Origin of the sequence: Actinomadura sp. J1-007, from assembly GCF_009793335.1 — a bacterium.
GTDB classification, from domain to species: domain Bacteria; phylum Actinomycetota; class Actinomycetes; order Streptosporangiales; family Streptosporangiaceae; genus Spirillospora; species Spirillospora yumaensis.
In genome coordinates this window covers 6,252,396-6,276,518 of sequence record NZ_WING01000001.1, presented here as the reverse complement: position 1 = coordinate 6,276,518, position 24,123 = coordinate 6,252,396, and the positions used below count along the sequence as shown (strand labels likewise).

At 73.7% G+C, this 24,123-nt stretch carries 26 protein-coding genes, 1 tRNA gene and 2 pseudogenes; 6 read left to right on the top strand and 23 right to left on the bottom strand.

Translation table 11 applies throughout. The features are described 5' to 3' along the window. Window positions 1-52: 52 nt before the first annotated feature. Window positions 53-523 carry a universal stress protein gene (locus GEV43_RS28505; protein ID WP_160823331.1) on the top strand — a complete coding sequence of 157 codons (471 nt, stop codon included), beginning with the start codon at window positions 53-55 and terminating at the stop codon, window positions 521-523. 279 nt (window positions 524-802) lie between these two features. Then, window positions 803-1,450 (top strand): hypothetical protein, encoded by a 648-nt coding sequence (locus GEV43_RS28500; protein WP_160823330.1) that lies wholly within the window; start codon window positions 803-805, stop codon window positions 1,448-1,450. A gap of 28 nt (window positions 1,451-1,478) precedes the next feature. Here the strand turns inward: GEV43_RS28500 and GEV43_RS28495 are convergent, their stop codons facing one another. The 5 genes from GEV43_RS28495 to GEV43_RS28475 form a co-directional block, all read right to left on the bottom strand. Beyond that, complete coding sequence (locus tag GEV43_RS28495; protein WP_160823329.1) at window positions 1,479-2,090, bottom strand: hypothetical protein; 612 nt, start codon at window positions 2,088-2,090, stop codon at window positions 1,479-1,481. Between the two features lie 174 nt (window positions 2,091-2,264). Beyond that, window positions 2,265-3,374 (bottom strand): glutamine synthetase GlnII, encoded by a 1,110-nt coding sequence (gene glnII, locus GEV43_RS28490; RefSeq protein WP_302931042.1) that lies wholly within the window; start codon window positions 3,372-3,374, stop codon window positions 2,265-2,267. Between the two features lie 152 nt (window positions 3,375-3,526). Then, window positions 3,527-3,598 (bottom strand) — tRNA-Val (locus GEV43_RS28485). Window positions 3,599-3,718: 120 nt separating this feature from the next. Further along, complete coding sequence (locus tag GEV43_RS28480; RefSeq protein ID WP_309239879.1) at window positions 3,719-4,453, bottom strand: response regulator transcription factor; 735 nt, start codon at window positions 4,451-4,453, stop codon at window positions 3,719-3,721. Next, window positions 4,450-5,736 (bottom strand): sensor histidine kinase, encoded by a 1,287-nt coding sequence (locus GEV43_RS28475; RefSeq protein WP_160823328.1) that lies wholly within the window; start codon window positions 5,734-5,736, stop codon window positions 4,450-4,452. The genes GEV43_RS28480 and GEV43_RS28475 overlap by 4 nt, the downstream gene beginning before the upstream one ends. An 81-nt stretch (window positions 5,737-5,817) precedes the next feature. Between GEV43_RS28475 and GEV43_RS55230 the strand changes: the two are divergent. After that, a pseudogene (locus tag GEV43_RS55230) lies at window positions 5,818-6,416 on the top strand (ABC transporter ATP-binding protein); the annotation flags it as partial. Window positions 6,417-6,655: 239 nt separating this feature from the next. Then, window positions 6,656-8,974 (top strand): ABC transporter permease, encoded by a 2,319-nt coding sequence (locus tag GEV43_RS28465; RefSeq protein WP_206681314.1) that lies wholly within the window; start codon window positions 6,656-6,658, stop codon window positions 8,972-8,974. A gap of 65 nt (window positions 8,975-9,039) precedes the next feature. On the opposite strand, the gene GEV43_RS28460 is transcribed toward GEV43_RS28465, so the two are convergent. The 9 genes from GEV43_RS28460 to GEV43_RS28425 form a co-directional block, all read right to left on the bottom strand. Continuing rightward, on the bottom strand, window positions 9,040-9,726 hold the full coding sequence (locus tag GEV43_RS28460) for a peptidoglycan-binding protein (protein WP_160823327.1): 687 nt from the start codon (window positions 9,724-9,726) through the stop codon (window positions 9,040-9,042). Next, window positions 9,713-9,838 (bottom strand): hypothetical protein, encoded by a 126-nt coding sequence (locus GEV43_RS54050; protein ID WP_302931041.1) that lies wholly within the window; start codon window positions 9,836-9,838, stop codon window positions 9,713-9,715. Before GEV43_RS54050 ends, GEV43_RS28460 begins: the two co-directional genes overlap by 14 nt. 45 nt (window positions 9,839-9,883) lie before the next feature. Further along, complete coding sequence (locus GEV43_RS28455) at window positions 9,884-10,120, bottom strand: hypothetical protein (RefSeq protein ID WP_160823326.1); 237 nt, start codon at window positions 10,118-10,120, stop codon at window positions 9,884-9,886. Continuing rightward, window positions 10,113-10,598 carry a hypothetical protein gene (locus tag GEV43_RS28450; RefSeq protein ID WP_160823325.1) on the bottom strand — a complete coding sequence of 162 codons (486 nt, stop codon included), beginning with the start codon at window positions 10,596-10,598 and terminating at the stop codon, window positions 10,113-10,115. Before GEV43_RS28450 ends, GEV43_RS28455 begins: the two co-directional genes overlap by 8 nt. A 27-nt stretch (window positions 10,599-10,625) precedes the next feature. Further along, window positions 10,626-11,378 carry a hypothetical protein gene (locus GEV43_RS28445; RefSeq protein ID WP_160823324.1) on the bottom strand — a complete coding sequence of 251 codons (753 nt, stop codon included), beginning with the start codon at window positions 11,376-11,378 and terminating at the stop codon, window positions 10,626-10,628. A gap of 39 nt (window positions 11,379-11,417) precedes the next feature. Beyond that, the gene (locus GEV43_RS28440) at window positions 11,418-12,650 is read right to left on the bottom strand and encodes a hypothetical protein (RefSeq protein WP_160823323.1); all 1,233 of its coding nucleotides are present in this window, start codon (window positions 12,648-12,650) and stop codon (window positions 11,418-11,420) included. Between the two features lie 76 nt (window positions 12,651-12,726). Further along, window positions 12,727-13,893, bottom strand: a complete 1,167-nt coding sequence (locus tag GEV43_RS28435) for a hypothetical protein (protein ID WP_160823322.1) — start codon at window positions 13,891-13,893, stop codon at window positions 12,727-12,729. A 15-nt stretch (window positions 13,894-13,908) separates the two neighbouring features. Next, the gene (locus tag GEV43_RS28430; protein WP_206681313.1) at window positions 13,909-14,787 is read right to left on the bottom strand and encodes a phage tail domain-containing protein; all 879 of its coding nucleotides are present in this window, start codon (window positions 14,785-14,787) and stop codon (window positions 13,909-13,911) included. Further along, the gene (locus GEV43_RS28425; RefSeq protein ID WP_160823320.1) at window positions 14,784-16,526 is read right to left on the bottom strand and encodes a hypothetical protein; all 1,743 of its coding nucleotides are present in this window, start codon (window positions 16,524-16,526) and stop codon (window positions 14,784-14,786) included. Before GEV43_RS28425 ends, GEV43_RS28430 begins: the two co-directional genes overlap by 4 nt. A 282-nt stretch (window positions 16,527-16,808) precedes the next feature. Between GEV43_RS28425 and GEV43_RS28420 the strand changes: the two genes are divergently transcribed. Beyond that, window positions 16,809-17,399 carry a hypothetical protein gene (locus GEV43_RS28420; protein WP_160823319.1) on the top strand — a complete coding sequence of 197 codons (591 nt, stop codon included), beginning with the start codon at window positions 16,809-16,811 and terminating at the stop codon, window positions 17,397-17,399. Window positions 17,400-17,415: 16 nt separating this feature from the next. On the opposite strand, the gene GEV43_RS28415 is transcribed toward GEV43_RS28420, so the two are convergent. From GEV43_RS28415 to GEV43_RS28380, 8 genes are all read right to left on the bottom strand, one after another. Further along, complete coding sequence (locus GEV43_RS28415) at window positions 17,416-17,682, bottom strand: hypothetical protein (protein WP_206681312.1); 267 nt, start codon at window positions 17,680-17,682, stop codon at window positions 17,416-17,418. A gap of 405 nt (window positions 17,683-18,087) precedes the next feature. Further along, the gene (locus GEV43_RS28410) at window positions 18,088-18,645 is read right to left on the bottom strand and encodes a phage tail protein (protein ID WP_160823318.1); all 558 of its coding nucleotides are present in this window, start codon (window positions 18,643-18,645) and stop codon (window positions 18,088-18,090) included. A gap of 177 nt (window positions 18,646-18,822) precedes the next feature. Continuing rightward, window positions 18,823-19,863, bottom strand: coding sequence for a hypothetical protein (locus tag GEV43_RS28405; protein ID WP_160823317.1), 1,041 nt, complete (start codon window positions 19,861-19,863; stop codon window positions 18,823-18,825). 187 nt (window positions 19,864-20,050) lie between these two features. Next, window positions 20,051-20,287 (bottom strand): helix-turn-helix domain-containing protein, encoded by a 237-nt coding sequence (locus tag GEV43_RS28400; protein WP_160823316.1) that lies wholly within the window; start codon window positions 20,285-20,287, stop codon window positions 20,051-20,053. After that, window positions 20,284-20,925 carry a hypothetical protein gene (locus GEV43_RS28395; protein WP_160823315.1) on the bottom strand — a complete coding sequence of 214 codons (642 nt, stop codon included), beginning with the start codon at window positions 20,923-20,925 and terminating at the stop codon, window positions 20,284-20,286. The genes GEV43_RS28400 and GEV43_RS28395 overlap by 4 nt, the downstream gene beginning before the upstream one ends. A 27-nt stretch (window positions 20,926-20,952) precedes the next feature. Then, window positions 20,953-21,216 (bottom strand): WhiB family transcriptional regulator, encoded by a 264-nt coding sequence (locus GEV43_RS28390; RefSeq protein ID WP_160823314.1) that lies wholly within the window; start codon window positions 21,214-21,216, stop codon window positions 20,953-20,955. Continuing rightward, window positions 21,213-21,437: a helix-turn-helix transcriptional regulator gene (locus GEV43_RS28385; protein WP_206681311.1), complete on the bottom strand. Its 225-nt coding sequence runs from the start codon at window positions 21,435-21,437 to the stop codon at window positions 21,213-21,215. Before GEV43_RS28385 ends, GEV43_RS28390 begins: the two co-directional genes overlap by 4 nt. A gap of 130 nt (window positions 21,438-21,567) precedes the next feature. Further along, window positions 21,568-21,813: a hypothetical protein gene (locus GEV43_RS28380; protein ID WP_160823313.1), complete on the bottom strand. Its 246-nt coding sequence runs from the start codon at window positions 21,811-21,813 to the stop codon at window positions 21,568-21,570. 283 nt (window positions 21,814-22,096) lie between these two features. On the opposite strand from GEV43_RS28380, the gene GEV43_RS28375 reads away from it, so the two are divergent. After that, complete coding sequence (locus GEV43_RS28375) at window positions 22,097-22,621, top strand: hypothetical protein (RefSeq protein WP_160823312.1); 525 nt, start codon at window positions 22,097-22,099, stop codon at window positions 22,619-22,621. Between the two features lie 559 nt (window positions 22,622-23,180). Here GEV43_RS28375 and GEV43_RS28370 read toward each other — a convergent pair. After that, window positions 23,181-24,088 (bottom strand): annotated as a pseudogene (locus tag GEV43_RS28370) (proteasome assembly chaperone family protein). Window positions 24,089-24,123 lie beyond the last annotated feature (35 nt).

The window sequence follows — 24,123 nt, the reverse complement described above, 5'->3', positions numbered from 1 at the left end:
CCGCCGCCGCCCCGCGTGATCGTCCACCGGCCGCGGGCCCTACCCTGGTGCCGTGACCGACGAGCCGCTGGAGCGCGAGGAGCACCATTTCGAGCTGGGCACCGACGGCCCGAAGGTGATCGTCGCGGGGGTGGACGGCTCGGACACGTCCCTGCGCGCCGCCGCGTACGCCTGGGGCCTCGCCCGCCGCAACGGCTCGCGGCTGATCATGGTGCACGTGGCGCCGGTCGCCGCGATCTCGACGCTCACGCCGGGCGGCGCGGCGGCGATGCGCGAGGCGGGCGAGCAGATCCTGGCCGAGCTGCGCCGCGAGATCGAGCGCGCCGCCGCCAGCATGCCGGTCCGGTACGAGCTGGTCGCCGAGCAGGGCGACCCGTCCGCGGTGCTCGCCCGGACCGCCGACGAGGCGCGCGCCGACGCGGTCGTGGTGGGCGCGTCCGCGCAGGCCGGGCACCGCCTGATCGGGTCGGTCGCGGTACGGCTCGTCCGCACCGGCCGCTGGCCCGTCACCGTCGTCCCCTGACCGGCCGGTTCCTTGCGCGGCGATCGCGGGAACTGATCTGGTGGGACGACGGACGACGCGGGGGGCGGCGATGGCGGATCCTTACCTGACGGACATCGGCTGGTCGGGAACGCGCCTGCGCCTGCTGGGCGCGTTCACCCCCGGCGACCGGGCCCCGAGATCCTGCTGAGCGAACGCGAGGGCCCGTCCCGCCTGACCGTCCCCGCGACCTCCCTCCCCACCTCCCCTTCGACGGCGGAGGACGCCCCGCCGGACGCCCCGGAGCAGGGCGAGGGGCGGGTGGGGTTCGAGGCGCTGGTGGACGTCGCCGACCTGAACGGCGATGGGCCGTTGCCCGGCGGGGTGTGGGACGTGTCGCTGACGACCGGTTCGGACGCGGCGCCGATCGGGCCGGACCACGAGCCGGGGCTGGACACCTCCCCGCGGCGGCGGTTCCTGGCCGACTCGACGACGGTGATCGCGTACTTCGGCGTGCGCGGGACCCTCGCGATCGACGTCGGAGGCCGTCCGCACACCGCGGGCTCCACGGCCGCCGACAGCCTGGCCTGGAACGACCACGACGACGAGCTGGTGGTGACCGGCCACTTCCCGTTCCACGACGTCACGATGCCGGTCTCGGCGACGCTGACGCTGCGCCGCCGCGACTCGGACCGGGTGTACGAGGTGATCGCGGCGCTGGCCGCGGGCGACGACGGGCTCGCCTACACCGCCGCCGTCCCGCTGACGCGCGCGTTCGTGGACGATCCGCTGCCGCGCGGGACGTGGGAGGTGTTCCTGATGCTGACGTACTCGGGCATCCATCGCGAGCTGCGGGTCCTCGCGCCGGAGCAGCCCATCGAGCTCCAGGTGTGGCGCCGCCTCCGCCACACCCCCGTCACGACGACCCGCGCGCCCGAGCCCCTGGCGATCACCGTCGGCCGGCACTGACGCGCCGCGTTCGCGACGGGACGCGCGCTCAGGGGCGGGCGGGCCTGGGAGGAAGGGACGAGGCGGCCACGGCGGACAGCAGCGTGACCACGCCGGCGCCGAGGACGAGGTCGAACGCCGCGGTGACGAGGGCGGCGCCCAGCGTCCCGGGCACGGCGAACGGGAACAGGGTCAGCAGCGTGACGGCGAACCCGCCGATCCACGCGAACGCGCGGACCGGGCGCGCGGCGACCGCGACGAGCACCTGGAGCAGGGCGGTGGCCTGGAGCGTTCCGGCGAGGACGCAGAGGGCGTAGCCGAACGCGGCGCCCTCCGCCGTCGCGGCGGGCCCCGCGAAGATGGGGACGCGCACGCCGAACGGCCCCCGGAACGCCAGCACCCCGGCGAACGTGACGAGCCCGGCCAGCAGCGCGAGAGCGGAGCCCGCCCACCACAGCCGGCGCGACCGCGGCGGCTCCCCGGCGGAGATCTCCTCGTGCAGCCTGATGAAGTCGGCGTAGCGGGCCATGGGCGCCTCGCGGGGGCGCCGGGCCGTGGCCGGGCAGCGGAACGAGCGCTCCCACGAACGTCCGGCCGCGGTCCTCCGCCCGCCCGCACGGCGTCCGCCGCCGGAGTACGGCCCGTAGGGCGTCTCGGCCATGTCCCCTCCCACGATGCGACGTGGGGAGTGCTACCCGGCGAAGATCGGCGGGACTCTCCGCCGATGTTCATTTTGTCGTCATATCCGGAAACGGCCGAGGGGATCCCGGGAGCGCCCCGCTCCGGAATCCCCTCGGTCGTTCCGGCCGGTACCGCGCGGCACCGGCCGGGAGCCTCAGACCTGCCCGGCCTTCTCCAGCGCCTCGCAGCAGGTGCCGGTGATCAGCCGCGCCACCACGTACGGGTCGATGTTGGCGTTCGGGCGGCGGTCCTCGATGTAGCCCTTCTTGTCGACCTCGACCTGCCACGGGATGCGGACCGAGGCGCCGCGGTCGGAGACGCCGTAGCTGAACTCGCTCCACGGCGCGGTCTCGTGCATGCCGGTGAGGCGGCGCTCGATGTCGGCGCCGTAGCCGGTCACGTGCTCCTGCGCCTTCTCGGCCAGGGCCTCGCAGGCGGTGATGATGGCGTCGTAGCCCTCGCGCATCGCCTTGGTGGAGAAGTTGGTGTGCGCGCCCGCGCCGTTCCAGTCGCCCTCGACGGGCTTCGGGTCCAGGGTCGCGGACACGTCGAACTCCTCGGCGATGCGGTAGAGCAGCCACCGGGCGATCCACATGTGGTCGCCGACCTCCAGCGGGCCCGCCGGGCCGATCTGGAACTCCCACTGCCCCGGCATGACCTCGGCGTTGATGCCGGACAGCTTCAGCCCGGCGTCGAGGCACGCGTCCATGTGCCGTTCGACGATCTCGCGGCCGAAGACCTCGTCGGCGCCGACGCCGCAGTAGTAGAAGCCCTGGGGAGCGGGGAAGCCGCGCTCGGGGAAGCCGAGCGGGCGGCCGTCCTTGAAGAACGTGTACTCCTGCTCCATCCCGTACCACGACTCCTGCGCGGCGTACTTCTCGGCGATCGGCCGCAGCAGCGCGCGCTGGTTGGTGATGTGGGGGGTGCCGTCCACGAGGAACACCTCGCACAGCACGAGCTTGTGGTCGCCGCCGCGGATCGGGTCGGGACACGTGAAGACCGGCTTGAGGACGCAGTCGGACTTGTCGCCGGGGCCTGGTTGGTGCTGGAGCCGTCGAACCCCCAGTCGGGCAGCTCGGCGCCGTCCGCGAGGATCCTGGTCTTGGAGCGGAGCCGCGCGGTGGGCTCGGTGCCGTCGATCCAGATGTACTCGGCCTTGTAGCTCAACGTCGGTCCCTTCGTCATGCCGGCCAGGTGGGGTTTTCGGCCACCACGAGAGTGGCAACAGGGCATTTCGGACCTGTTGCCCGTTTGTGAACGGCATGTAAAACGCGCTCTGACCTGCGGCGACATGGCTGAGAGACAGGTCACACGGCGGCGACGGCGGCGGGAGAAGGGCCGCGAGAACGTCGCGGGAGGGCACGACGGGCCCCGGCGAGGCCGGCCTGAGACCGGCGAGCACCGGAGCCCGACCCGTGGGCGCGGACGGTTTCGAACCGCCGACCGCTCGGTTGTAAGCCGAGTGCTCTACCCCTGAGCTACGCGCCCGCTGCCAGGGAGGTTTGGCGACCGGGCAAGCGTACCCGGTCCAAGGGGACGATCGCGAAACGAATAGGGACGCCGCGGATACCGCCACAACCCCCACCGCACACCGCCCGAGCGGGCCGCTCAGTCGCGTGGCGGGGAGCCCGGTGGGGCGGTGTTTCCGGTGGGGTTCGGGCCGCTGGTCGGGGCGGCGGGGGCGGCGGCGCCTGGGGAGACGAGGCCGGTCTCGTAGGCGAGGACGACGGCCTGGACGCGGTCGCGGAGGGCGAGCTTGGACAGGATGCGGGCGACGTGCGTCTTCACGGTCGCGGCGCTGAGGGTCAGGCGGTCGGCGAGCTCGGCGTTGGACAGGCCGGTGGCGAGCAGGCGCAGCACCTCCAGCTCGCGCGGGGTCAGGCAGGACAGGTCGCGGTGCACGACGGGCCCGGCCTCCTCGCGGGGCGCGAACCGCTCGATCAGCCGGCGGGTGATCGTCGGCGCGAGCAGGGCGTCGCCCGCCTGGACGAGCCGTACGGCCGCGACGAGCTGCTCGGGCGTGACGTCCTTGAGCAGGAAGCCGCTCGCGCCCGCGGTGAGCGCGGCGTAGACGTAGTGGTCGAGGTCGTAGGTGGTCAGAATGAGGACCCGGGTCTCCTCGGCGCCGCCGCCGGTGATCCGCCGGGTGGCCTCGATGCCGTTGGTCCCGGGCATCCGGATGTCCATGAGCACGACGTCGGGGCGGGTGCGGCGCACGGCGGCGACGGCCTCGTCGCCGTCCACCGCCTCGGCGACCACCTCGATGCCGTCGGCCGCGAGGATCATGCGGAAGCCGGTGCGGACGAGCGCCTGGTCGTCCGCGATCACCGCGCGCAGGGTCACGGCGCCCGCCAGGGGACGCGGGCCGTGACGCGGAACCCGCCGCCGCCCGTCCGGCCCGACTCCAGCGTCCCGCCGTACACCGCGAGCCGCTCGCGCAGCCCGATCAGGCCGCGGCCGTTGCCGAGCCGCGCGTCCGCGCCGGGCGCGCCGCCGGTGTCGGCGACCTCGATCGTCAGCCAGTCGCCGTCGTGGCCGATCGCGACCGTCGCCGAGGCCCCCGCCGCGTGCTTGATCGTGTTGGTCAGGGCCTCCTGGACGACCCGGTACGCGGCCAGGTCGACGCCGGGCGGCAGCGGCCCGGGCGGCGGCGACACCGAGACGGCGACGTCCGTGCCCGCGGCGCGGACCCGTTCGACCAAGGCGTCCAGGCGGCCGAGGCCGGGCTGCGGGTCGGGCACGTCCGGCCGCTCCGGCTCGGACGGCGACAGCAGCCCCATGACGTGGCGCAGCTCGGACATCGCGGCCCGGCCGCTCGCCTCGACCGCCAGCATGGCCCGCCGCGCGAGCTCCGGCTCGGCGTCCATCACCTTGCGCGCCGCGCCCGTCTGGATCACCATCACGCTCACATTGTGGGTCACCACGTCGTGCAGTTCCGCCGCGATCCGGGCGCGCTCCACCTCGACGGCCCGGCGGGTGGCCGCCTCCTGGGCGCGTTCCAGCTCGGCGAACCTGCGCTGGCTGTCCCTGAGCCGCCGCTGCCAGGACCGGACGAACGACGCGAGGACGCCGGCGACGAGCAGCACGAAGAACGGCGCCGACCAGTCCGGCAGCGTCGGCCCGGCGTCCCGGAGGGCGAGGCCGGCGAGCACCGCCGCCGCGCCGAGGCTCACGACGGCCTGCTTGCGGTAGCGGCTGTGCGCCATCGCGCTGAAGCCGCCGATGACGCAGGAGGCGATCGTCACCCAGCTCGCGTCCTCGCCCACGGCCCACGCCGCGGCGAGCAGCAGCCAGAACGAGGCGAGCGGGTGGCTGCGGCGGAACGCGAGCGGCATCGCCGTCAGCACGATCAGCGGCCAGGACGCGTGGTCGGCCTCGAAGTGCACCGGCTCGCCGGGCATCGGCGGCTCGGGAGGGAACGGCGCGTCGTGGCCCACCCGCGCGGGCATGTCGCCGCCGTGCTGGACGAGCAGCGCCATGACGGTCAGCGCGAACGCGAGCGCGGCGTCCACGACGACGGCGCGCACCGGCAGCGGGTCGCCCTTGGGCTCCGGGCGGAACGACTCGCGCAGCCGTCCGCGCCAGTCCCTCCGGCGGCGCCGCCCGCCCGTTCCGGCCGTGTCCATCCGCACATTGTCACGCCCGCCCGCCGGGTGCGCATCGGCGCCGGAGACCAGGTCCCCCGCCGCCGGGCGTACATCTCAGGGATGACGCCGCCGCGGGATCGTCCTCGCGGCGTACCGGATGTCGGTGCGGCGGCGGACGCCGGGCGCGCGGGGCCCGGCGTAGCTTCGCGTTCCGCCGGTTCGGCCGGCCGCCGTGCGCGGGCGCGCGCGACGTGGAGGAACGGAGACGCCGTGGGACATGTGATCGAGCTGGAAGGCGCGGCCAAGCGCTACGACGGCGGCGGCGCACCCGCGCTCGGGCCGGTGTCGCTCGCCGTCGGGGACGGCGAGGCCGTCGCGGTGACCGGGCCGTCCGGCAGCGGGAAGTCCACGCTGCTGAACCTGGTCGCCGGGCTGGACCGGCCGTCGTCCGGCGCCGTGACCGTGGCCGGCGACCGGCTCGACCGGCTCGGGGAGGGCGCGCTCGCCCGCTTCCGCCGCCACCGGATCGGGTTCGTGTTCCAGTTCTTCAACCTGCTGGACGACCTCACCGTGGCCGCGAACGTCCGCCTGCCCGCCGAGCTGGCGGGCATGCCGCGCCGGAAGGCGTCCGCCCGCGCCGCCGAGCTGCTGGAGACGCTCGGCGTCGGCGGGCACGCGGACGCCTACCCGGGCGGCTGTCGGGCGGGGAGCGCCAGCGGGTCGCGATCGCCCGTGCGCTGGTCAACCGCCCGGCGCTGCTGCTCGCCGACGAGCCGACCGGCGCGCTGGACACCGCGTCGGGACGCGACGTCCGCGACCTGCTCGCCGGGCTGAACCGCGAGGGGCAGACGATCGTGCTGGTCACCCACGACCTCGCCCTCGCGCGGGCGGTCGCCGGGCGGACGGTCCGGCTGGTGGACGGCCGCGTCGAGTCCGACGAGCGCGCGGAGCCGTCCCGGTGAGCGCCACCGGACGGGTCGTGCGGGCCGGCGCCGGGCGGCGCCGCGTCCAGACCCTCGTGATCGCGCTCGCCGCGCTGATGGCCGTCGCGTCGGCCGTCGTCGCCGGGTCGCTGGTCGTCGCGTCGTCCGCGCCGTTCGACGCCGCGTTCGCCCGGCAGCGCGGCCCGCACCTGACCGCGCAGTTCGACACCGGCAGGGCGGACGCGGCCCGGCTCGCCGCCACCGCGCGCGTGCCCGGCGTCACCGCCGTCGCGGGCCCGTACCCGGTCGCGGTCGTCACCCCGCAGGAGCCCGGCGGGCGGCCGGGCATCGAGCTGACCGTCGCGGGGCGCGCCGGTCCGGGCGGCGCGCTCGACCGCCTGACGATGGTGTCGGGACGGTGGCCGTCCGCGCCCGGCGAGATCGCGGTGTCGGCGGACTTCCCGCCGCTCCGGGAGTCGGCGCTGGTCCTGCCGGGCGGCCGGAAGCTCGCCATCGTCGGCCGGGCGAGGTCGGTCGGCGACACCGCCGACGCGTGGGTCGTGCCCGCGGAGCTGGACGCGCTGCGCGGGCCGGGATCGCGCCCGATGGCGCAGATGCTCTACCGCTTCTCCGGCGACGCCACGAAGGGACGGCTCGCCTCCGGCCGGGCCGGACTCGCCGCCGCGCTGCCCGCCGGGTCGCTCCTCGGCACGCAGACGTACCTGGACGCCAAGTACGCGGCGGACCGCAAGGCGGCCACGTTCGTGCCGTTCCTCCTGGCGTTCGGCGCGCTCGGCCTGGTCATGGCGGTCATCATCGTGGCGGGCGTGGTCGGCGGCGCGGTCGGCGCGGGCGTGCGCAGGATCGGCGTCCTCAAGGCCATCGGGTTCACCCCGGCCGGGATCGTCCGCGCGTACGTGGCGCAGGCGCTCCTGCCGTCCGGCGCGGGCGTCCTGCTCGGGATCGCGCTCGGCAACGCCGTGGCGTACCCGCTGCTCGGCGACGTCCAGGAGGTGTACGGGTCGAGCGGCCTGTCGGTCGCCTGGTGGGTCGATCTCGCGGTGGCCGCCGCCGCGCTCGGCGTCGTCGCGCTCGCCGCGCTCGTGCCCGCGCTGCGGGCGGGCCGCCTGCGCACGGTCGAGGCGATCGCCGTCGGCCGCGCGCCGGGCGCGCGCCGGGGCAGGTGGGCGCACCGGGTCGGCGGGCGGCTGCGGCTGCCGCGGCCCCTGTCGCTCGGGCTCGCCGCCCCGTTCGCCCATCCGGTCCGTTCGGCGTCGATGCTCTTCGCCGTGGCGTTCGGGACGGCGGCGGCGACGTTCGCGATCGGGCTCGCCGCGTCGCTGACCGCCGTCGGCGAGGCGAGCTCCGAGCGGACGGCCGGAGCCGTCACCGTCGTCACCGAGCCGCCGGGGCCGCGGGGCCCGGCGCGGTCCTCCCCCGCGACCGACGCCCGGGTCCGCGCCGCCATCCGGGCGGCGCCGGGCACCGCGTCGTCCTACGGAACGGCGCGCACGCAGGTCACCGTGCCCGGTGTGGTCGGGGCGGTCGACGCGGTGCTCTACCAGGGCGGCCCGCGCGGCGGGGCCGTCGAGATGATCTCCGGGCGGTGGGTCGCGGGGCCCGGCGAGGCGGTCGTGCCGACGCGCTTCCTCGACGTCACCGGCCTGCGGGTCGGCGACGCGCTCACCGTCCAGCGCCAGGGCGCCCCGGTGCGGCTGCGGATCGTCGGCGAGGCGTTCGACCTCGACAACGACGGGATGCGCGTCCACGCGGACCTCGCGTCGTTCGCCTCAATGGGGGTCGCCGTGGACGCGTACTCCGTCACGCTCAAGCCCGGCGTCTCCACCGGGACCTACCTGAACGGATTGAAGGCGGCGCTGCGGCCCCTCGGCGCGGACGCGTTCCCGAACGAGGAGTTGGACGACGCCACGATCGTCGTCCTCGACTCGCTGGCGGCGCTGCTCACGCTGATGCTGGTCGGCGTCGCCGGGCTCGGCGTCCTCAACTCCGTCGTGCTCGACACCCGCGAACGCGTGCGCGACCTCGGCGTCTGCAAGGCGATCGGGATGGCGCCCCGGCAGACGGTGGCCATGGTGCTCGGCTCCGTCGCCGGGATCGGCGCGGTCGGCGGGCTGATCGGGCTGCCCGCCGGAGTCGCGCTCCACCACCGCGTCCTGCCGCTGATGGGACGCGGCGCGGGCACCGGCCTCACCCCGCGCATGATCGGCGTGTACGACGCGCCGGGGCTGGTCCTGCTCGGCCTCGGCGGCGTCGCCATCGCCGTGCTGGGCGCGCTGCTCCCGGCGACCTGGGCCGCCGGGGTCCGCACCGCCACCGCCCTGCGCACCGAATGACCCGTCCACGCGAAGAACCCCCCGGTCAGGAGGGCCGAGGCCCTGCTGACCGGGGGGAGGGGCGATCACTTCGCCCAGGTGGCCCGCCAGGTGTCCGGGCCGACCACGCCGTCCACCTCCAGGCGCTTCCTCTTCTGGAGGTCGCGGCAGGCGCGTTCCGACTCCGGGCCGTACCAGCCGTCGGCGGCGATCGCGGAGCCGCGCGCCCGCATCCGCGCCTGCCACTGCTTGACGTCGGGCCCGTGCATCATGGGCTTCGCGCGCCGCAGGTAGCGTCCGGGCCACGCCGGGACGCCGCCGGAGCCGCCCGAGCCGCTTCCCGCGTACGCCGGGTAGCCGTAGCCGGCGATGCCGGTACGGCGCACCCGCCTGCGGACGGCGTCGCTCGTGTTGCCCTCGATCGTGACGATGCCGCCGTCCGAACGCAGCGCCTCCACGATCCCGACGTGGTCGATCGCCGAGATCCGGCGCGTACCGCCCCAGTCGAAGAACACGATGGCGCCCTTGCGCGGAGCGCTCCCCCACCGGCCCCGGTCGCGGAACCATCCCGCGTGCGAGGGGGTGTAGGCGAAGCGCCCGACGGCCTTGGCCGCGCCGGCCTCGGCGGCGCACCAGGACAGGAACATGTCGCACCAGGCGGCGTTCTCGAATCCCTTGGCGTACCAGTCGCCGTACTTGGTCCAGCCGTTCCCGCGCTCGGCGTAGCCGAGCTGGGAACGCGCGACCCGCAGCACGTCGTCAGCCGTCGCCATCGGGCACCTCCGATTCGACGACGGAGTCCGGGGTCTGCGGGACGTCCTGCGGCCCGTCCTCGGGACGCGGTTCCGCGCCGCCCGCGGGTTCGGGCGGCATGGGTTCGGGCATGGCTCGCTCCTCAACGGTGCTCGGCCCCCGGAAACGGGGGGAAGGTCAGCGGCCGACGTACGTGCCGAGGAACGACAGCGCGGCCGACAGCGTCCCGAGCAGCACCGACACCGGCAGCGCGTAGCGCCACCGCTCGGTGGCGCGCAGCCGCTGCTCGTGGTCGGCCACCTGCGCCCGGACCTGCTCGTGCGCCGCGCCCATCCCGTCGACCTTGCCGCCGAGCTCGACGACCTTGTCGTAGATGTCGCGGGTGGTGATGACGACCCCCGCCAGGTCACCCACGGGCCTGCGGCCCCTCCAGCAGCCGCCTCTTCTCCGCGACCCGTTCCGGATCGACGCCGTGGTGGTCGCGGATCGCCTTGAGGGGGTCGGCGTCCTCGTCCTGGACGACCCGGACCCCCGTCCGCTTGAGGCCCGCGATCCGTTCCAGATGCACGGCCCGCGCCCGCCGCACGGCGGCGAGGTCGCCGGCCGCGGCCTGCACGTTCGGCACGGCGGCGGGCGCCGCGCCCGCGCCCCGGGCGCCCTCCGGGGTCGGGCCCGGGTCCGGCAGGTACGGCTCGTGCAGGACGATGTCGAGGAGGGCCTCGATGTCGTCCGGGTCGATGCCGTACTCCGCCGCCCGCCACTCCAGCGTGGACTTCGGGAAGACGTGCCCGCTCCTCCCGCCGTCCGGCCGGACGAGCGTGACCATCCAGCAGGGGGTCGTCCCGATCGCGGTCTCCTCGACGGCGGTCACGCGGTACTCGTCCGCTGCCATGGCGATCTCCTCTCGCGTCGGGGGTCCCTAGACCCGGAAGCACCAGAAGTTGGCGTAGAAGGCGTGGCTGCCCTCCACCCGCACGGTGAACGCGGCGGTGGACGCGGCTTGCAGCTTCCACGCGAACGGCGCGTCGTTGGCGGTGTTGTAGACGGTGACGACCGGCACGGTCGCGCTCGCGCGCGTGGCGCCGTAGCCGATCGCGAGGTCGGTCCACGCGCCGCCGCTGCCGTCCCCGCTGCGGACCTGCCCGGTGAAGATGCCCTGCTGCGGGCCGCCGTCGGCGTAGTTCCACCACCTGCCGTAATGCAGGGTGAGGCCGTCGTTGAGGAAGCGGAACCGCGACTGGACGTCGGTGTAGACGAAGCCGACGTCCACGGCGTCGCGGCGCACGTCGAGCGTCCCGCCGTCGGCGACGCCCTCGGCGTCGAACGTCATCGCCCGGAACTGGTCCTTGTCGAGGCGCACCTGGGTGTTGGCGGCGGTCTGCGTCGTGGACAGCACCAGGCGGGTGTAGCCGGGCGAGTCCGGGTCGGCGCGGCCCCAGATCTCGGCGTAGTTCTCGGGGATCCCCTCCGGGTAGAAGCGGATGCTCGGCTCGGCGCCGCCCTCGGGGTTGATCACGATGCGGCGGCCGGTCAGCGTCCCGACGATCAGCTCCGCCGCGGCGATCTTGGCGAACTTCACCCGGGCCCGGGCCGCCGTCATGGCGGCCTGGATCCCGGTGCGCATCTGGTTCCACTGGTCGGCCCAGTCGTCGGGGTAGTTAGGCGTTCCCATCGCGCCCCTCCCCCGCGCCGCGCGCGCCGGCGCCCGCCGTCACCAGACCCTCTGCAGGCTGAAGAACGACCCCGCCCGCATGATCGACGCGGTCGCGTGCGCGGTGGTCTGCGCCATGCGCAGCCTGAGGGTGCCGCCGTCGCCGGAGCCGAGCAGGCCGTGCAGCGTGGCGGTGAGCTGCACGGTGTTGTTGGCCGCGGCCCCGCCCATGCCCGGGTTGCTGGTGATGTATTGCCGGTCCACGAACTGGGCGCCGGACGTCGTGGTGGACGAGCCGTGCAGCGCCCGGCAGGTCCAGTCCATCCACGCGTTCGGCGGGCCGTTCCAGCCGATCTTGAGGTCGGCGTCCTGGTGCGCGGAGTAGAACAGCACGCCCGACAGCATGAAGCCGCCGTTGCCCGGCACGCTCAGGACCAGCTCGTTGTCCTCGACGAACACGTTGGAGTTCACGACGCTCTGGTCGGCGTTCTTGCGGATGAGCCACGGCCACGGCCGCACCCACCCCGTGCCGTTCCAGGTCTCCATGGCGCCGAGGTCCCTGCGCCACACGTCCCCGCCGACGAAGATGCCGCCGCCGATGGCGTCGCGCTCGGCGGCGCTGCCGACCGAGATCGGGTCCCGCCACCGCCACATCCCGCCGGCGAAGACCTGCCTGGCCTGGTAGTCCGAGCGCCACACGCTGAGGCCCTCGTACGTCGAGAGGCTGTCGCGCTCGACGGCGTTGCGGACGATCCCGGTCGCGCCGAGCGCCCAGGTCGGCTGCCGCCGGTCGGCGCGCGCGGTGGCCCAGTTGATCCCGCCGCCTCCGGCGGACGCGCCCGCGGGCACCGTCACCTCCCACAGCAGCAGGCAGGTGGGCGGCAGCGGCGACGCCGCGCCGTTCGACTGGCCCTTGAGGATCTCGACGAAGCCGTCCTGCACGCCCGAGGCGTCGTACGGGTCGTCCTTGACCCGCGCGATCACGCGGTCCACGCGCGCGACGGACGGCTCGCCCGCGTCGAAGACCAGCGGCACGTCGCTGTCGCTGACGAACGGGTAGCCGCCCTGGGCCGCCGCCGAGGTGCCGTCGATCCAGGCCGAGAACGGCTTGACGACGGCCTGCATCGTCCCGGCCGTCCCGGCGAGGTCGGCGGCGCCGTCACCGTCGTCGGGCACGATGCCCGACCGCCGGTCGAACCGCGCCCCGGCGGGCGCCATGAACGTGGACAGGCCGAGCCGGTGCGACTCGGCCGAGGTGTAGTCGGACTTGAGTCCGAGCACGCGAATGGTCACGCTGCGCTCCTTAGTGTCGCTGCTGTGAAGGGGGGTCGCCGCTCTGCGGGGGACGCTGTGCGGCGGGGCGGGGGCGTCAGGCTTCCTCTTCGGCCTCTTCCTCGAAGATGAGGGTGGCGCGCTCCTCCGCGCCGCGCGCCGGGGGCGTGACCTCGAAGCCGACGACCCGCCAGGTGTGCGCGAACGTCGGCCGGCCCCGCTCGTCCAGCGGCCACCAGTCGTCCACGAGGGTGACGCGGGCGTGGTCGCCGAGCCGGTTCGGGCTGATCGGGACCTCGTCGCCGATCCGGACCGTGATCTGCGGGATCCGCACGGTCCCGGACTTGCGCCCGGCCTGGTACGCGGCGTACCCGTCGAGCGTCGCGCGGTCCTTGACGCCCTGGTAGTCGACCGTCCGGTCCAGGTACGGCCAGCCCGCCTCCAGGTAGCCGGGGGCCTGCGCGACGCCGCTGACCAGCGGCTCGGAGTCGGCGGTCAGGTCGTCGTTGACCGCGTCGCCGCGCGCCCGCCACCGGGTGGCGCCCGAGCCCGCGTCGCTGCTGTAGGACCAGGTCATGACGTTGCCGGGGCGGGCGAACACCATGTCGGCCGCCGCCGCGCCGTTGCCGAGCCGCGGCCGGCCGGTGACGAACTCGCGCCGCCGCCGCCCCGCGCTCACGTACGTGCGGATGTAGTACTCGAAGCCGTCGGCGAGGTTGGCCAGCTCGGCGAGCCGGTCCCCGTAGGACGCCGCCTCGCTGCCCTTGAAGTACCGGTCGCGCAGGACGCCGGACGGGCCGCCGACCGGCAGGAGGCCGAGGTTGCCGCCCGGCTCGGACTGCATGTCGGCGACGAGGGCGTGCGCGATGTCGATCTGGTCCTCCTGGTCGAACGCCAGGTCCTCCCAGATCTGCCTGCGGTGCAGGTACGACTCCAGGGACGCGCCCTGGAGGTCCAGCAGCACCTTGCCGCGCTCGTCCCCGGCGGGCGTCGCCTGCCAGATGATGTACGAGCCCCACAGCTCCGCGCCGCGGTAGACGTGGCAGACGACCCGTCCGGCCCCGGCGGGCGACACCCCGGCGTCCTCGGGCGGGAACACCTTGCGGACCCGGTCGGCCACCTGCCGGTTGGCGATGGGCAGCTGCGCCTTGAAGCTGCCCGCCTGCACGATCCGCCGCTCGAACGTCACGCCGGTCAGCTCCAGCGCGGTGATCGGCCGGTCGGTCAGCAGGTCACAGAACAGGTACCGGTACGTCGCGGTCATCGTCGTTGCCTCCTCTCACAGCCAGGCGTCCCGCCACCGGACCGCGAGCGTCGCGGCGGGGTCGGGCTGGGCGGCGCGGAACGCGACGGTGTTGGGGCCGGGCACGAGGTCGAAGTCCTCCACGGGCACGGACTCGCCGGTGATGGCGTAGAGGCGGTCGCCGGTGCCGTTCAGCAGGGCGGTGCCGTTGCGGCAGTCGATCTCCAGGCGCTCGCCGGGGCCGAGCACCAGGTCGAAGTCCAGCGTCTTGCCGGTCGTCTGGTTGACGACCTGGGGCCGCACGCAGCTCCCGGTGACGGTGAGCCGCGGCGAGGTCGGGACGTTGCCCGCGTTCTCGGCGGGCACCGCCCCCGACGCGCCCGGCGCGCCGTAGCTGAGCGGGTACGACAGCGGGTAGTCGAGCCCGCCGCCGGACGACGGCAGGCCCGTGGAGACCTCCCGGTCCACGGGCGCGTACAGCCGGGGGTCGGCGCAGTTCCACTGGATCGCGACGCCGGTGATCCGCTGCCGGTACCCGGAGGCGAGCGGGATCGCCCGACGGGTGATCTGCCCCCAGACCGACCGCCGCTCGCCCGGGTAGTCCTCGACGGTCAGCTCGGCCTCGGCGGCGTCCTCGGAGGGGCTGGTCGCGGCCTCCAGCTCGGCGACCACCCGGCCGACCTCGCCGTCCAGCGGGACGATCGTGAGCTCGGCGGTGACGATGCGCTCCTGCGCGAGCACCCGCCCGGCCCAGGCGCCGTGCACCATGGGCCGGTTCTCGGTGCCGACGTCCACGCCGGGCAGCTCGCGCCAGCCGGTCAGCGACTGCACCAGGTACTCGGTGCCGTCGCCGAGCAGCAGCCCGTTCCACTCGATCTGGCCGGGTCCGGTGATGAGGTTCGGCACGGCGTTCACCCCCTGCCCTTCGCGAGCCACATGAGCTCTTCGGCGGTCGTGCGGACGCTGCCGCGCGGCGACTCGTAGTAGTTCTCGACGTGCAGGGAGGACGCGGCGCCGGCGCGGGCGAGCGCGGGCTGCCCCGCCATCGCGGGGCGGAACGCGGCGGTCTTCGGCGGCTGCACCAGGCCGGTCATCGCCTTGGCGACCTTGCCGCCGCCGTGCTCGACGCCGAGGGCCATGCCCTCGCCCACGTTCTTGCCGAGCTCCATCATGACCTTGGACGGCGAGCTGATCCCGAGGGCCTTCTTGACGAAGCCGGGGATCTTGTCGGTGACCGAGTCGCGGATCGCGGAGATCACCGACCCGGCCATGGACTTGATGCCGTTGATGAACCCGCGGATGAGGTCCATGCCCTTGCCGCGCAGCGTGCTCGCGACGTTCCCGATCCCGCGCGCGATCTTGCCCGGCAGGCCCTTGGCGAACGACACGATCTTGTTGAAGTTCTTGCTGATGGCGTACACCGCGAGCCCGAACGGCCCGGTGAGGATCGCCAGCAGCAGCTTCCAGTGCCCCTTGACCCAGTTGAACGCGCCCTTCACCGCGTTCAGGATCTTGTCCTTGTACTTGATGATGAGCCCGACCGCGATGCCGAACGGCCCCGTCAGGATCGCCAGCAGCAGGGGCCAGTTCTTCTTCACCCAGTTGAAGACGGACTTGGCCGCGTTGGTCACCCACTTGATCGCGCCCGACACGACCTTCATCGCCTGCGAGACGATCTTCTGGAACGTCTTGGACTTCACCACCGTCTCGACGAGCTTGGTGATGAACGGCTCCAGCAGCATCATGATCAGCCCGGCCGGCCCGAGCGCCGCCTTGAACCCGGTCCCGACCGCCTTCAGCCCGCCGCCGGCGAGCTTGCCCGCCGGCCCGAGCCCCTTCATCCCCTTGGTCGTCGTCCCGAGCTGCTTCCCGCTCTTGGTCGCCTCCCCCGCCGTCGCGGTCAGCTCCTTCTTGAGCGGCGCCAGCCCGTTCGCCGCGCTCCGCGCCCCGGTGCTCACCGGCTGCGTCGCGCTCCGCATCGCGGAGGAGACCTTCCCCTTGCTCTGCTGGATCCCGGACGCGATCCCGTCCCCGATCTGCCGCCCCTGCCGCGTGGCGGTGGCGCGCAGCCCCGTGACCTTCGTCGCCGACGACGCGAGCTGCTTGGCCGCCGAGGTGACCTTGCCGCGCCCCTCCTTGATCCCCTTCGCCAGCCCGTCCCCGACGTGCTCACCGATCCGAGCCATCACCTTCGACGGCGACTCGACCTTGAGCTTGTCCTTGACGGCCTCCGCGATCACTTCGCCGAGACGCTTCGCCTCGGTCTCGATCACGCTCTTGGAGGCCTGCATCCCCTTGGCCAGCCCGTCGGCGACGGCCTTCCCGATCTTCGGCGTCTCCGCGGTGATGTGCGCCTTCAGCTCCGCGAACGCGGCTTTGAGCTCGTTCTCGAGCTTTCCCAGCCCCCCCTTGACCACGCCGGAACTGGCGCCGATGCTCTTCTTGAGCTCGTCCTCCAGTTTGCCGACGCTTCCCTTGATTCCTTTCGCGCTGTCGTCCACGGCCTGCGTGACACCACGGCGCTTGTTCTTCTTGTCGACGGCGTCCCTGGCGGCATCGGCCTTCTCGATGTGCTCCTTATTGAGATCTTTAACGAAGCTCTCCCGGGAGAGCTTGAGGCTTTGGAACGACTTGACGAGCGACGTGCCGGACACCAGAAGCGACAATGCCGTCGCACTCAGGGCCGTGTAGACGGCGGGGGTGAACGACGACTTACTGGGAGGATTTTTAAGGGCATCCGTCAAAGCCGCAATCTTGTCACCCAGCGGGGCCAGATTGGCACCGTTCTTCAACTGGTTGACCAGATCCGAGACTTTCCTGGTGAGTTCTGTCAGTTCTTTTTCATTGCCCATCGATGCGACCTTTCATCAGCCATCGACATGTCCGGTACCGGCCAATCGGGTGCGGAAGCCCGCCCACTGCCGTACATGTCGCTCATGTCCGAAGCAATCCATGACGACGTGCCCGGCGCCGAACCAGGGCCCGCACCTCGGCCCCCGGGCCCGAAGAAGAAGGTGCGCGCCACCGTCGGCCGCCGGGGCGCGGTGATCGCGGCCGTGGCGTTCGCCGCCGTGGTGATCACCGCGGCCGTCCTCACCGTCCGCTCGTTGACCTCGGACGGAGATTGGGGAGACCCCGCGGACCCGTTCGAACCGGCCCGCTACACGCACCTCAGCGCCCGGGACTTCGCCAAACTCGGCAAGTCCCCGGACGACTTCAAAGGCAGGCGCATCATCATCTACGGGAAGGTCATGAGCTTCGATTCGACGACGGGGTCCGACACCTTCCGGGCCGTAACGGGGCACGCCAGACTTACCCCGAATGAGGGCGGCTACCTTTCGGATTACGAACAGAACACGTTCCTCAAAGGAACCAAGAAGATGCTCGCCGACGTGGTGCAGAAGGACGTGTTCGAGGCGTATGCGACGGTGCGCGGTAAGTACGATTACGAGTCCGCCCTGGGCGCCGGCGTATCGTCCATTAAAATGCGCGTGGACAAGATAACCGTGTACGCCACCGCCAAATGACGGCCCCGGATGGGCGTCACAGCGACGCGAAGAAGGCCGTGATCTGGGCGGGTGACGCGGAGCGGGCGGAGGAGGTGCCGGGGTCGTCCGCGCCGGGGCGGGGGATCGGGTCCGGTTGGTCCGGGGGGTCGCCGTCGGTGTGGGCGGCGGTGAAGAGCCAGTTGCCGACCGCGAGGTGGTCGACGGCGAGGGCCAGCAGGTGCTCCTGGAGGCCCCAGGCGGCGTCGTCTCCGTGTACCGAACGCAGGAACGCGCTGTCGCGCGGCAGGTGCTGGAGCAGCACCCGCACCCGCCGCGCGGACAGCCTTTCCCTGTGGTAATCGAGGAGATCGACCCCGTAGAAACGGAGCAGGTCGGCCTCGATCGCCTCGGCGTGCTCGGTTACGAGCTCGTCGAGGCCGAGCCTTCCCCAGGAGCATCCCCGAGTCTCGGCCGTACGCCTCGATCAGGGCCTGGACGTCCTGGACGCTCACCTCGTGCTTGCGGAACCTGTCGTACTGCTTGGCGCCGAGCAGCAGGCCGAGCATCCCCTCGACGTCGGACGCGTCGAGGTCGGCGAGCTGCTTGACCACCTTGTGCGGGAGCTCGGTCGGCAGCCGGTACGCCGCGCCGTCGATCTCGAACTCCCACTGCTCGCCCAGCGCCTCCAGCCGCTGGGCGCGCGCCGCGTTGACGTTGTAACGGGCCATTACTTGGTCAGCCAGCTCGCCAGCGGCTTGGCCGGGACGGCGTCCGAGGCGAGCGCCGCGATGGTGACGCCGAACTTCACGGCGCCGTTGCGGGCGAGGGCGATCTCGTCGTTCTCGGTCACGACGGCGCGCGGCAGGTGCAGCCGGGTCGTCGTCGCGCCGTCCTTGAACTCGACGGCCAGCGAGAACTCCGGCGGCGTCGAGGTCGGGGGCAGGTCCAGGCGGGTGGACGCGCCGGCGCCGGGGGCGGGCAGCGCGGTCGGGTCGCCGTGGAAGAAGAACGGCAGGGTGTCCAGGTTGACCTGGATGAGCGTGAGCTTCACGGTCAGGTCGCGGTCGCTCTGCATCATGCGGATCGAGGCCGCGTACTGCCACGAGTCCACGGGGTCGAGCTTGTCCTTCTTGGAGACCTTGACGCCCTCGTTGGTGGTGAGGCCGAGGTCCTTCCACGGGGTGGCGAACGCGGTGCCGACGTCGGGGACGTCGGTGTTCTTCGGCGCCACGAGGACGCTGCCGGTACCGGCGACGCGGATGTCGGACGGGGAGATTCCGGGCATGACGACTCCTGTCATCTGGAGGTCCGCAGAACGGGGCGTGCTGCGGCGCGGAACGCCGGGGGCCTGTCCCCCGGCGCCGTTGGTACGGGTGGATCGCGTCCGGGCGCCGCCGGGCCGGAGGGCGGCGGCGCGCGAGCCGCCGCGCGTGGGCGGTTCCGGGGCGGCGCCCGGACGCGATCAGCTCATGTGGACGAGCAGGTGGACGTTCAGGCAGTAGCGCGTGAACTCGGGCCTGGTGCGGTCGGTCAGCCGGCGCAGGCCCCGCAGGTGGCCCTCCTCGGTGACGTCGCCGATGACGAAGCCGGGGAACGCGTGGGACGGCAGGCCCGCGAGCAGCGCCCGCACGCGGCGCATGACCTCGTGTGCGCCGGTCACGCCGGGGCCGTACGTCTCGATGCGGAGCTGCGCGTCGTCCAGCGCCTCGTCCTCGCGGTACGAGCCGCCGTCGCGGATCAGCACCACGGCGGGCGTGGTGCCGTCGTGACCGGACGGCAGCGAGGAGCCGACCGGGATCCCTGCCATCTCGGGCCGCGAGGTGAGGTAGGAGGCGACCGCGGCCTCGACGTCCGGGAAGACGGCGGCGACCGGGATCTCGGGGCGGAGCGCGACCGTCCACGTGATCGCGTCCGCGGTGGCGGCGGTCGAGGTGAACGCCGCGCCGCCGACGGGGCCCGCGGGGTGGGGGCCGTTGCCGTCCGCGACGGCGGCGGTGACCTGGCCGGTGCCGCCCGCGAAGACCTGCTGGCGCAGGACGGTCCCGGACGGCGGCGTCCAGGCCGTCCCGGCGTCCTTGGACACCGCCGCCTGGACGGCCCAGCACTGGCCCGCGGTCGTCGTCACCGCCGGCGTGGCGTGCGCGTTCCCGCTCGCCGTCTCGGTGCGGGCGCCGGAGACGTGCACGGGACCGAGCGGGTCAATCCCGGCGTACGCGACGAGGACCGCCGCGCTCTTGACGCCGGCGGCGCCGTCGTTGGTCACGTTCACCGCGGCGCCGGCGTCCCCGGCCTGCGCCGCGCGGGCGAAGACCCGTCCGGAGACGTTCGTCCCGACGGCGCGGGAGTCGACGAGGGTCCAGCCCGGCGGCGCGGCCAGGGTCGCCGCCCCGTTCACGACGGCGAAGATCAGCATGCCGTCGCCGGGGCGCAGCGCCGGTGGCAGGGTCAGGACGGCCGAGGACGTCCCCGACGCGGACGTGGATGCACGGAACATGATCGACACAGCGGCCTCCTCCGCGTAGCGGACGCGGGGTGCGAGTGGGTGGGGCGGCCCGGGGGCCGAGGGGAAGGGCGGCGCGGCCCCCGGGCCGCTGACATGGGGAAGCCGCCGGTCGCATGTGCGCCCGGCGGCTTCCCCGCGGCGCTCCCGGCGAGAGAGCACCACCATCGAGAACGAGAGTGACAGCCCCTCAGCCACCCCCGCAATTGACTGGCCCTGCTGCCTCCGCGCCGCGGCGGGCGCCGCCGCGGCGGCGGGTGTCGCGTTCGGCGATCAGCAGGTCCAGCTCGCGGACCCACACGCGGCCCGCGAGCCGTACGACCGGCAGGTGGCCGCGCCGGACCCACTGGCGGACGGTGGAGGCGCCGACCCCGGCGCGCTCGGCGGCCTGCGCGACGGTGAGCAGCGTGCGGGAGGGATCGTTCACGACGCCCTCCGCCGCGAGTACGCCTCGTACTCCTCGACGGTCGCCGACCAGCGGCACTGGCGGCAGCGCACGCGTTCGGCCACCACGTCGTGGGCCAGCGTCAGCAGGTCGCAGCGGGGGCACGGCAGCGGCGTGGCGCGCCGCGGGCCGCCGCCCGTCGTGCGGCCCTTCAGGCGCCGGTGCAGGTCCAGGACCTCCGCGCCGAAGTCCTCGGCGCCCGGGAAGCGCAGCAGGCCGTCGAGGTGCGCGCCCAGCCAGGCCAGGCACTTGCTCAGCGTCGGCGCGTACCGCCCGCGCCGCGGCCTCGGGCCGAGCCCGCGGTCCTCGCGGTAGGCGTCCTCCCAGCTCAGCAGCGTGCGGATGAGCTCGTCGAGGTCGTCGGCGACGGGCGAGGGGGACGCGGCGGCGCGGCTGCCCGACACCTTCTCCGGCACGCCGGGCCGCCGGCCGCCCCCGGCCGCGCCGAGCAGCGCGGCGAGGTCGTCCAGCTCCGCGAGCCGCGTGCCGATCAGCGTCCGGCAGCGGCGGCACCACACCGGCTCCCCCTCGACGGGGACCGCGCGGGCCGTCCGGTCGCGGGCGTCGTGGGAGGCGTCGCGGCGGCGCGCCGCGTTGCACGGGCCTGGGCAGTGGGACATGGCAACTCCTAGGGATCGCTGCGCCGTTCAGGCGACGTCGGGGAACGGGCGCGGGCGCGGGGCGGACCCGGCGCGCAGCCGCATGACCTGCCGTTCGCGCTCGTTGGTGCCGCCCCAGATCCCGACGATCGACTCGTCGGCGAGGGCGTACTCCAGGCAGGACCGGACGGCCGGGCAGGACGCGCACAGCTCCCTGGCCGCCGTGGCGGTGCCCCGGGACGGGAAGGCCGGGAAGAACTGCTCGGGGTCGGCGCCGGCGCAGGCCGCGCGCTCGCGCCAGGCCGCGGTCACCGGCCGTCCCTGGTGAACGTCCGGGCCTGGACGCCGAGCGCCTCGGCCAGCCGCGCCGCGACGGCGCGGGAGGGCCGGCGCCGCCGCCCGGTCTCCAGCATGGACAGGTAGGAGGCGTCGATCCCGGCGAGAACCGCCAGGTCCGCCTGCCGCAGGCCGGAGGCGGCGCGCAGCCGGCGCAGCGCCTCCGGGTCGATCGGCACGTGCTCGCTGTCGTTCACTCGCACCTCGCATCGCTTCGGGTGTCGGAGAGGCCGATTGATCAAGGAAGCTAAAGGAAAAGTTAGGAATCATCGGAACGGAGCGGAAAACCACTGCGGGACCCGGCTCCCGGGCCCCGCATCCCGTCCGTCAGGTGCCCGCCGCGCCCGTCGGCTCCGACTGCACGGAGGGGACGAGCTTGAGGCTGACCTCGGTGCCGGCCGAGTCGCGCACGGCCTTCGCCACGTCGAGCAGGGCGTGCCCGAGCACCTGCGCGGCAAGCGAGACGACCGCGCCGTCCCCCGACGCGCCCTCGGACAGGGTCTGAAGCTGCTGGATCAGTTCGAGCGCGGTCGCGCGGTGGCTGACGGGCTCGGTGAACGACGCCTTGGACATGAGATCTCCTGAAAAAATGCGGGGAGGTCGAGACACGGCCGTTCGTGTCGCCTGCCGGTCGCCGCGCGCGAGCGTCGGCCGAACCAGATGGGCAACAGCAGCATTGTCCTGGGTTAGGATTGGAAATCTTAGGCAAAGATACGCAAAGAGGGCAAGCGTTGACGGATCTGAGCGAGAATCGTGATCTCCTTACCCCACCCCGCCCGCCTGGGCTTGCTTGACCGTGCACAACCTTTCCGACACCCTGAAACACGTCCCCCCGCGTCAGAGAGGAGCCGGACCGATGCCCACCTCGGATTCCGACAAGCCCTGGGCAAGTATCGGAAATGCCCTGCGCGGGCGGCGGATCCGAGACCTGGGAGTGGCGCGGCTGACCGACTTCCAGCGCGCGGGCGGCATCGGGTACCGCATCCTCACCGACCTGGAGTCGGGCCGCCGCGCCAACTTCGCCCCGGGCACGAAGGCCGCGATCGAGCGCGCCTACGTGCTGCCGGACGGCACGCTCGACCGCCTCATCGCGGGCGACTGGACCGAGGCGCACCTCCGCGAGCTGGGCGTCCCCGAACGGGACGGCGCGGCCGCGGACACCCAGGCGACCGCCGAGACGCCGTCGGGCGAACCGTCCGGCGGCGAACGTCCGGAACCGGCCGCCGCCGCCCGCCGCGTCTTCACCCTCGGCGAGGACGACGGCCGCTCGCTCGTGATCGCCGCCTACGACCTCGGCGGCACCCGCGAGAAGCAGGCCCTGCTCGAACTGGCCCTGGGCATCGTCCGCTCCCACGGCAGACTCACCGCCCAACGAAGCTGACCCGCCCCCGCGCCGCCCAGGCGCGCCACACCGCACAGAACGAGGCCCAAACAGCACAAAACGCAGAACGCGCCGCGCAAGTCGAGAACACACCACACCACACAAGACCAGCGCCCCACCGCCCAGGCCAACGAGACGCCCCCCCCGAGCCCCCGCCCCACCACACGAACCGAGGACGCACCGCACGAAAAGAGACCCCGCTCCCGAATGCCGGGCCCCCGGGGCCGCAGCGCCGGAGGCCAGGCCCGTGGCTCGGCCCGGGACGCGGCACCGGACCGCACGCCCGGGGCATGGTGCCAAAGCGCACGCCCGTGCCGCGGCGCCGTAGCGCATGCCCGGGCCACGGCACCCGAAGGCACGCCCGGGACTCGGCCCGCGAGGCTCGGCCCGAGGCGCGGCACGTGAGGGCAAGCCCGTGGCTCGGCACCGGAGGACCGACCCGGGGCGCGGCACCGGAAGGCACGCCCGGAGCGCTGCCCGCGAGGGCCAGCCCGGGGCGCGGCACCGGAAGGCAGGCCCGGAGCCCGGCGCGGGGGCTGGGGGCGAGCGCTGGGAGGGGTTACTGCTGGGTGTCGGGGCCGTCCTGTTCGGCCAGGAAGCGCTCGAACTGGGCGGCCAGTTCGTCGGCGGTGGGCATGTCCTGGGACTCGGCGAGGAGGCTCTCGCGCTCGGCGGCCCCGGCGAACGCGTCGTACTGCTGCTCCAGCGCGCGCACGACCTTCTCGACCTCGTCGTTGCCGGCGACCTGCTCGGCGATCTCGGTGTCGGTGCGGGCGGCGGCCTCGCGCAGGCGGTCGGCCGGCAGGACGAGGCCGGTGGCGGCGACGACGGCCTCCAGGGCGGCGACGGCGGCGGCCGGGTAGGCCGACTGGGCCAGGTAGTGGGGGACGTGGACGGCGAAGCCGAGGGCGTCGTGGCCCGACTCGCCGAGCCGCAGCTCCAGCAGCCCGGCGGCGCTGCCCGGGACCTGCACCTTGTCGAACCACGAGTTGCGGGTGACCAGCTCGGGCCGGGTCGCGTGGGACGTCATCCCGACCGGGCGGGTGTGCGGCACGCCCATGGGTATGCCGTGGAAGCCGACGACGAGGGACACCCCGACCCGTTCGACCAGGTCGCGGACCGCGGCGGTGAAGCCCTCCCAGAGCCGGTCGGGCTCGGGCCGGTCAGCATCAGGAACGGGCTGCCGACCTCGTCGCGGACCAGGTGGACGACCAGCTCGGGCGCGTCGTAGGAGGACCAGTGGTCGCGGTCGTAGGTCATCGCCGGCCGCCGGGCGCGGTAGTCGATCAGCGAGTCCACGTCGAACCGGGCGATCACGCGGTGCTCCATCGCGTCGAGGACGTGCTCGCGCACGAGCTGCCCGGTGGACCCCGCGTCCACGAAGCCGTCGAGGCTGTGCAGCAGGACCGGGCCGGTCATCTCCGGCAGGTCGGAGTCCAGCTCGTACAGATCCTCAGGGTTCAGCAACGTCTCCCCCACATCCTCATGTCGATGGTGCCAAC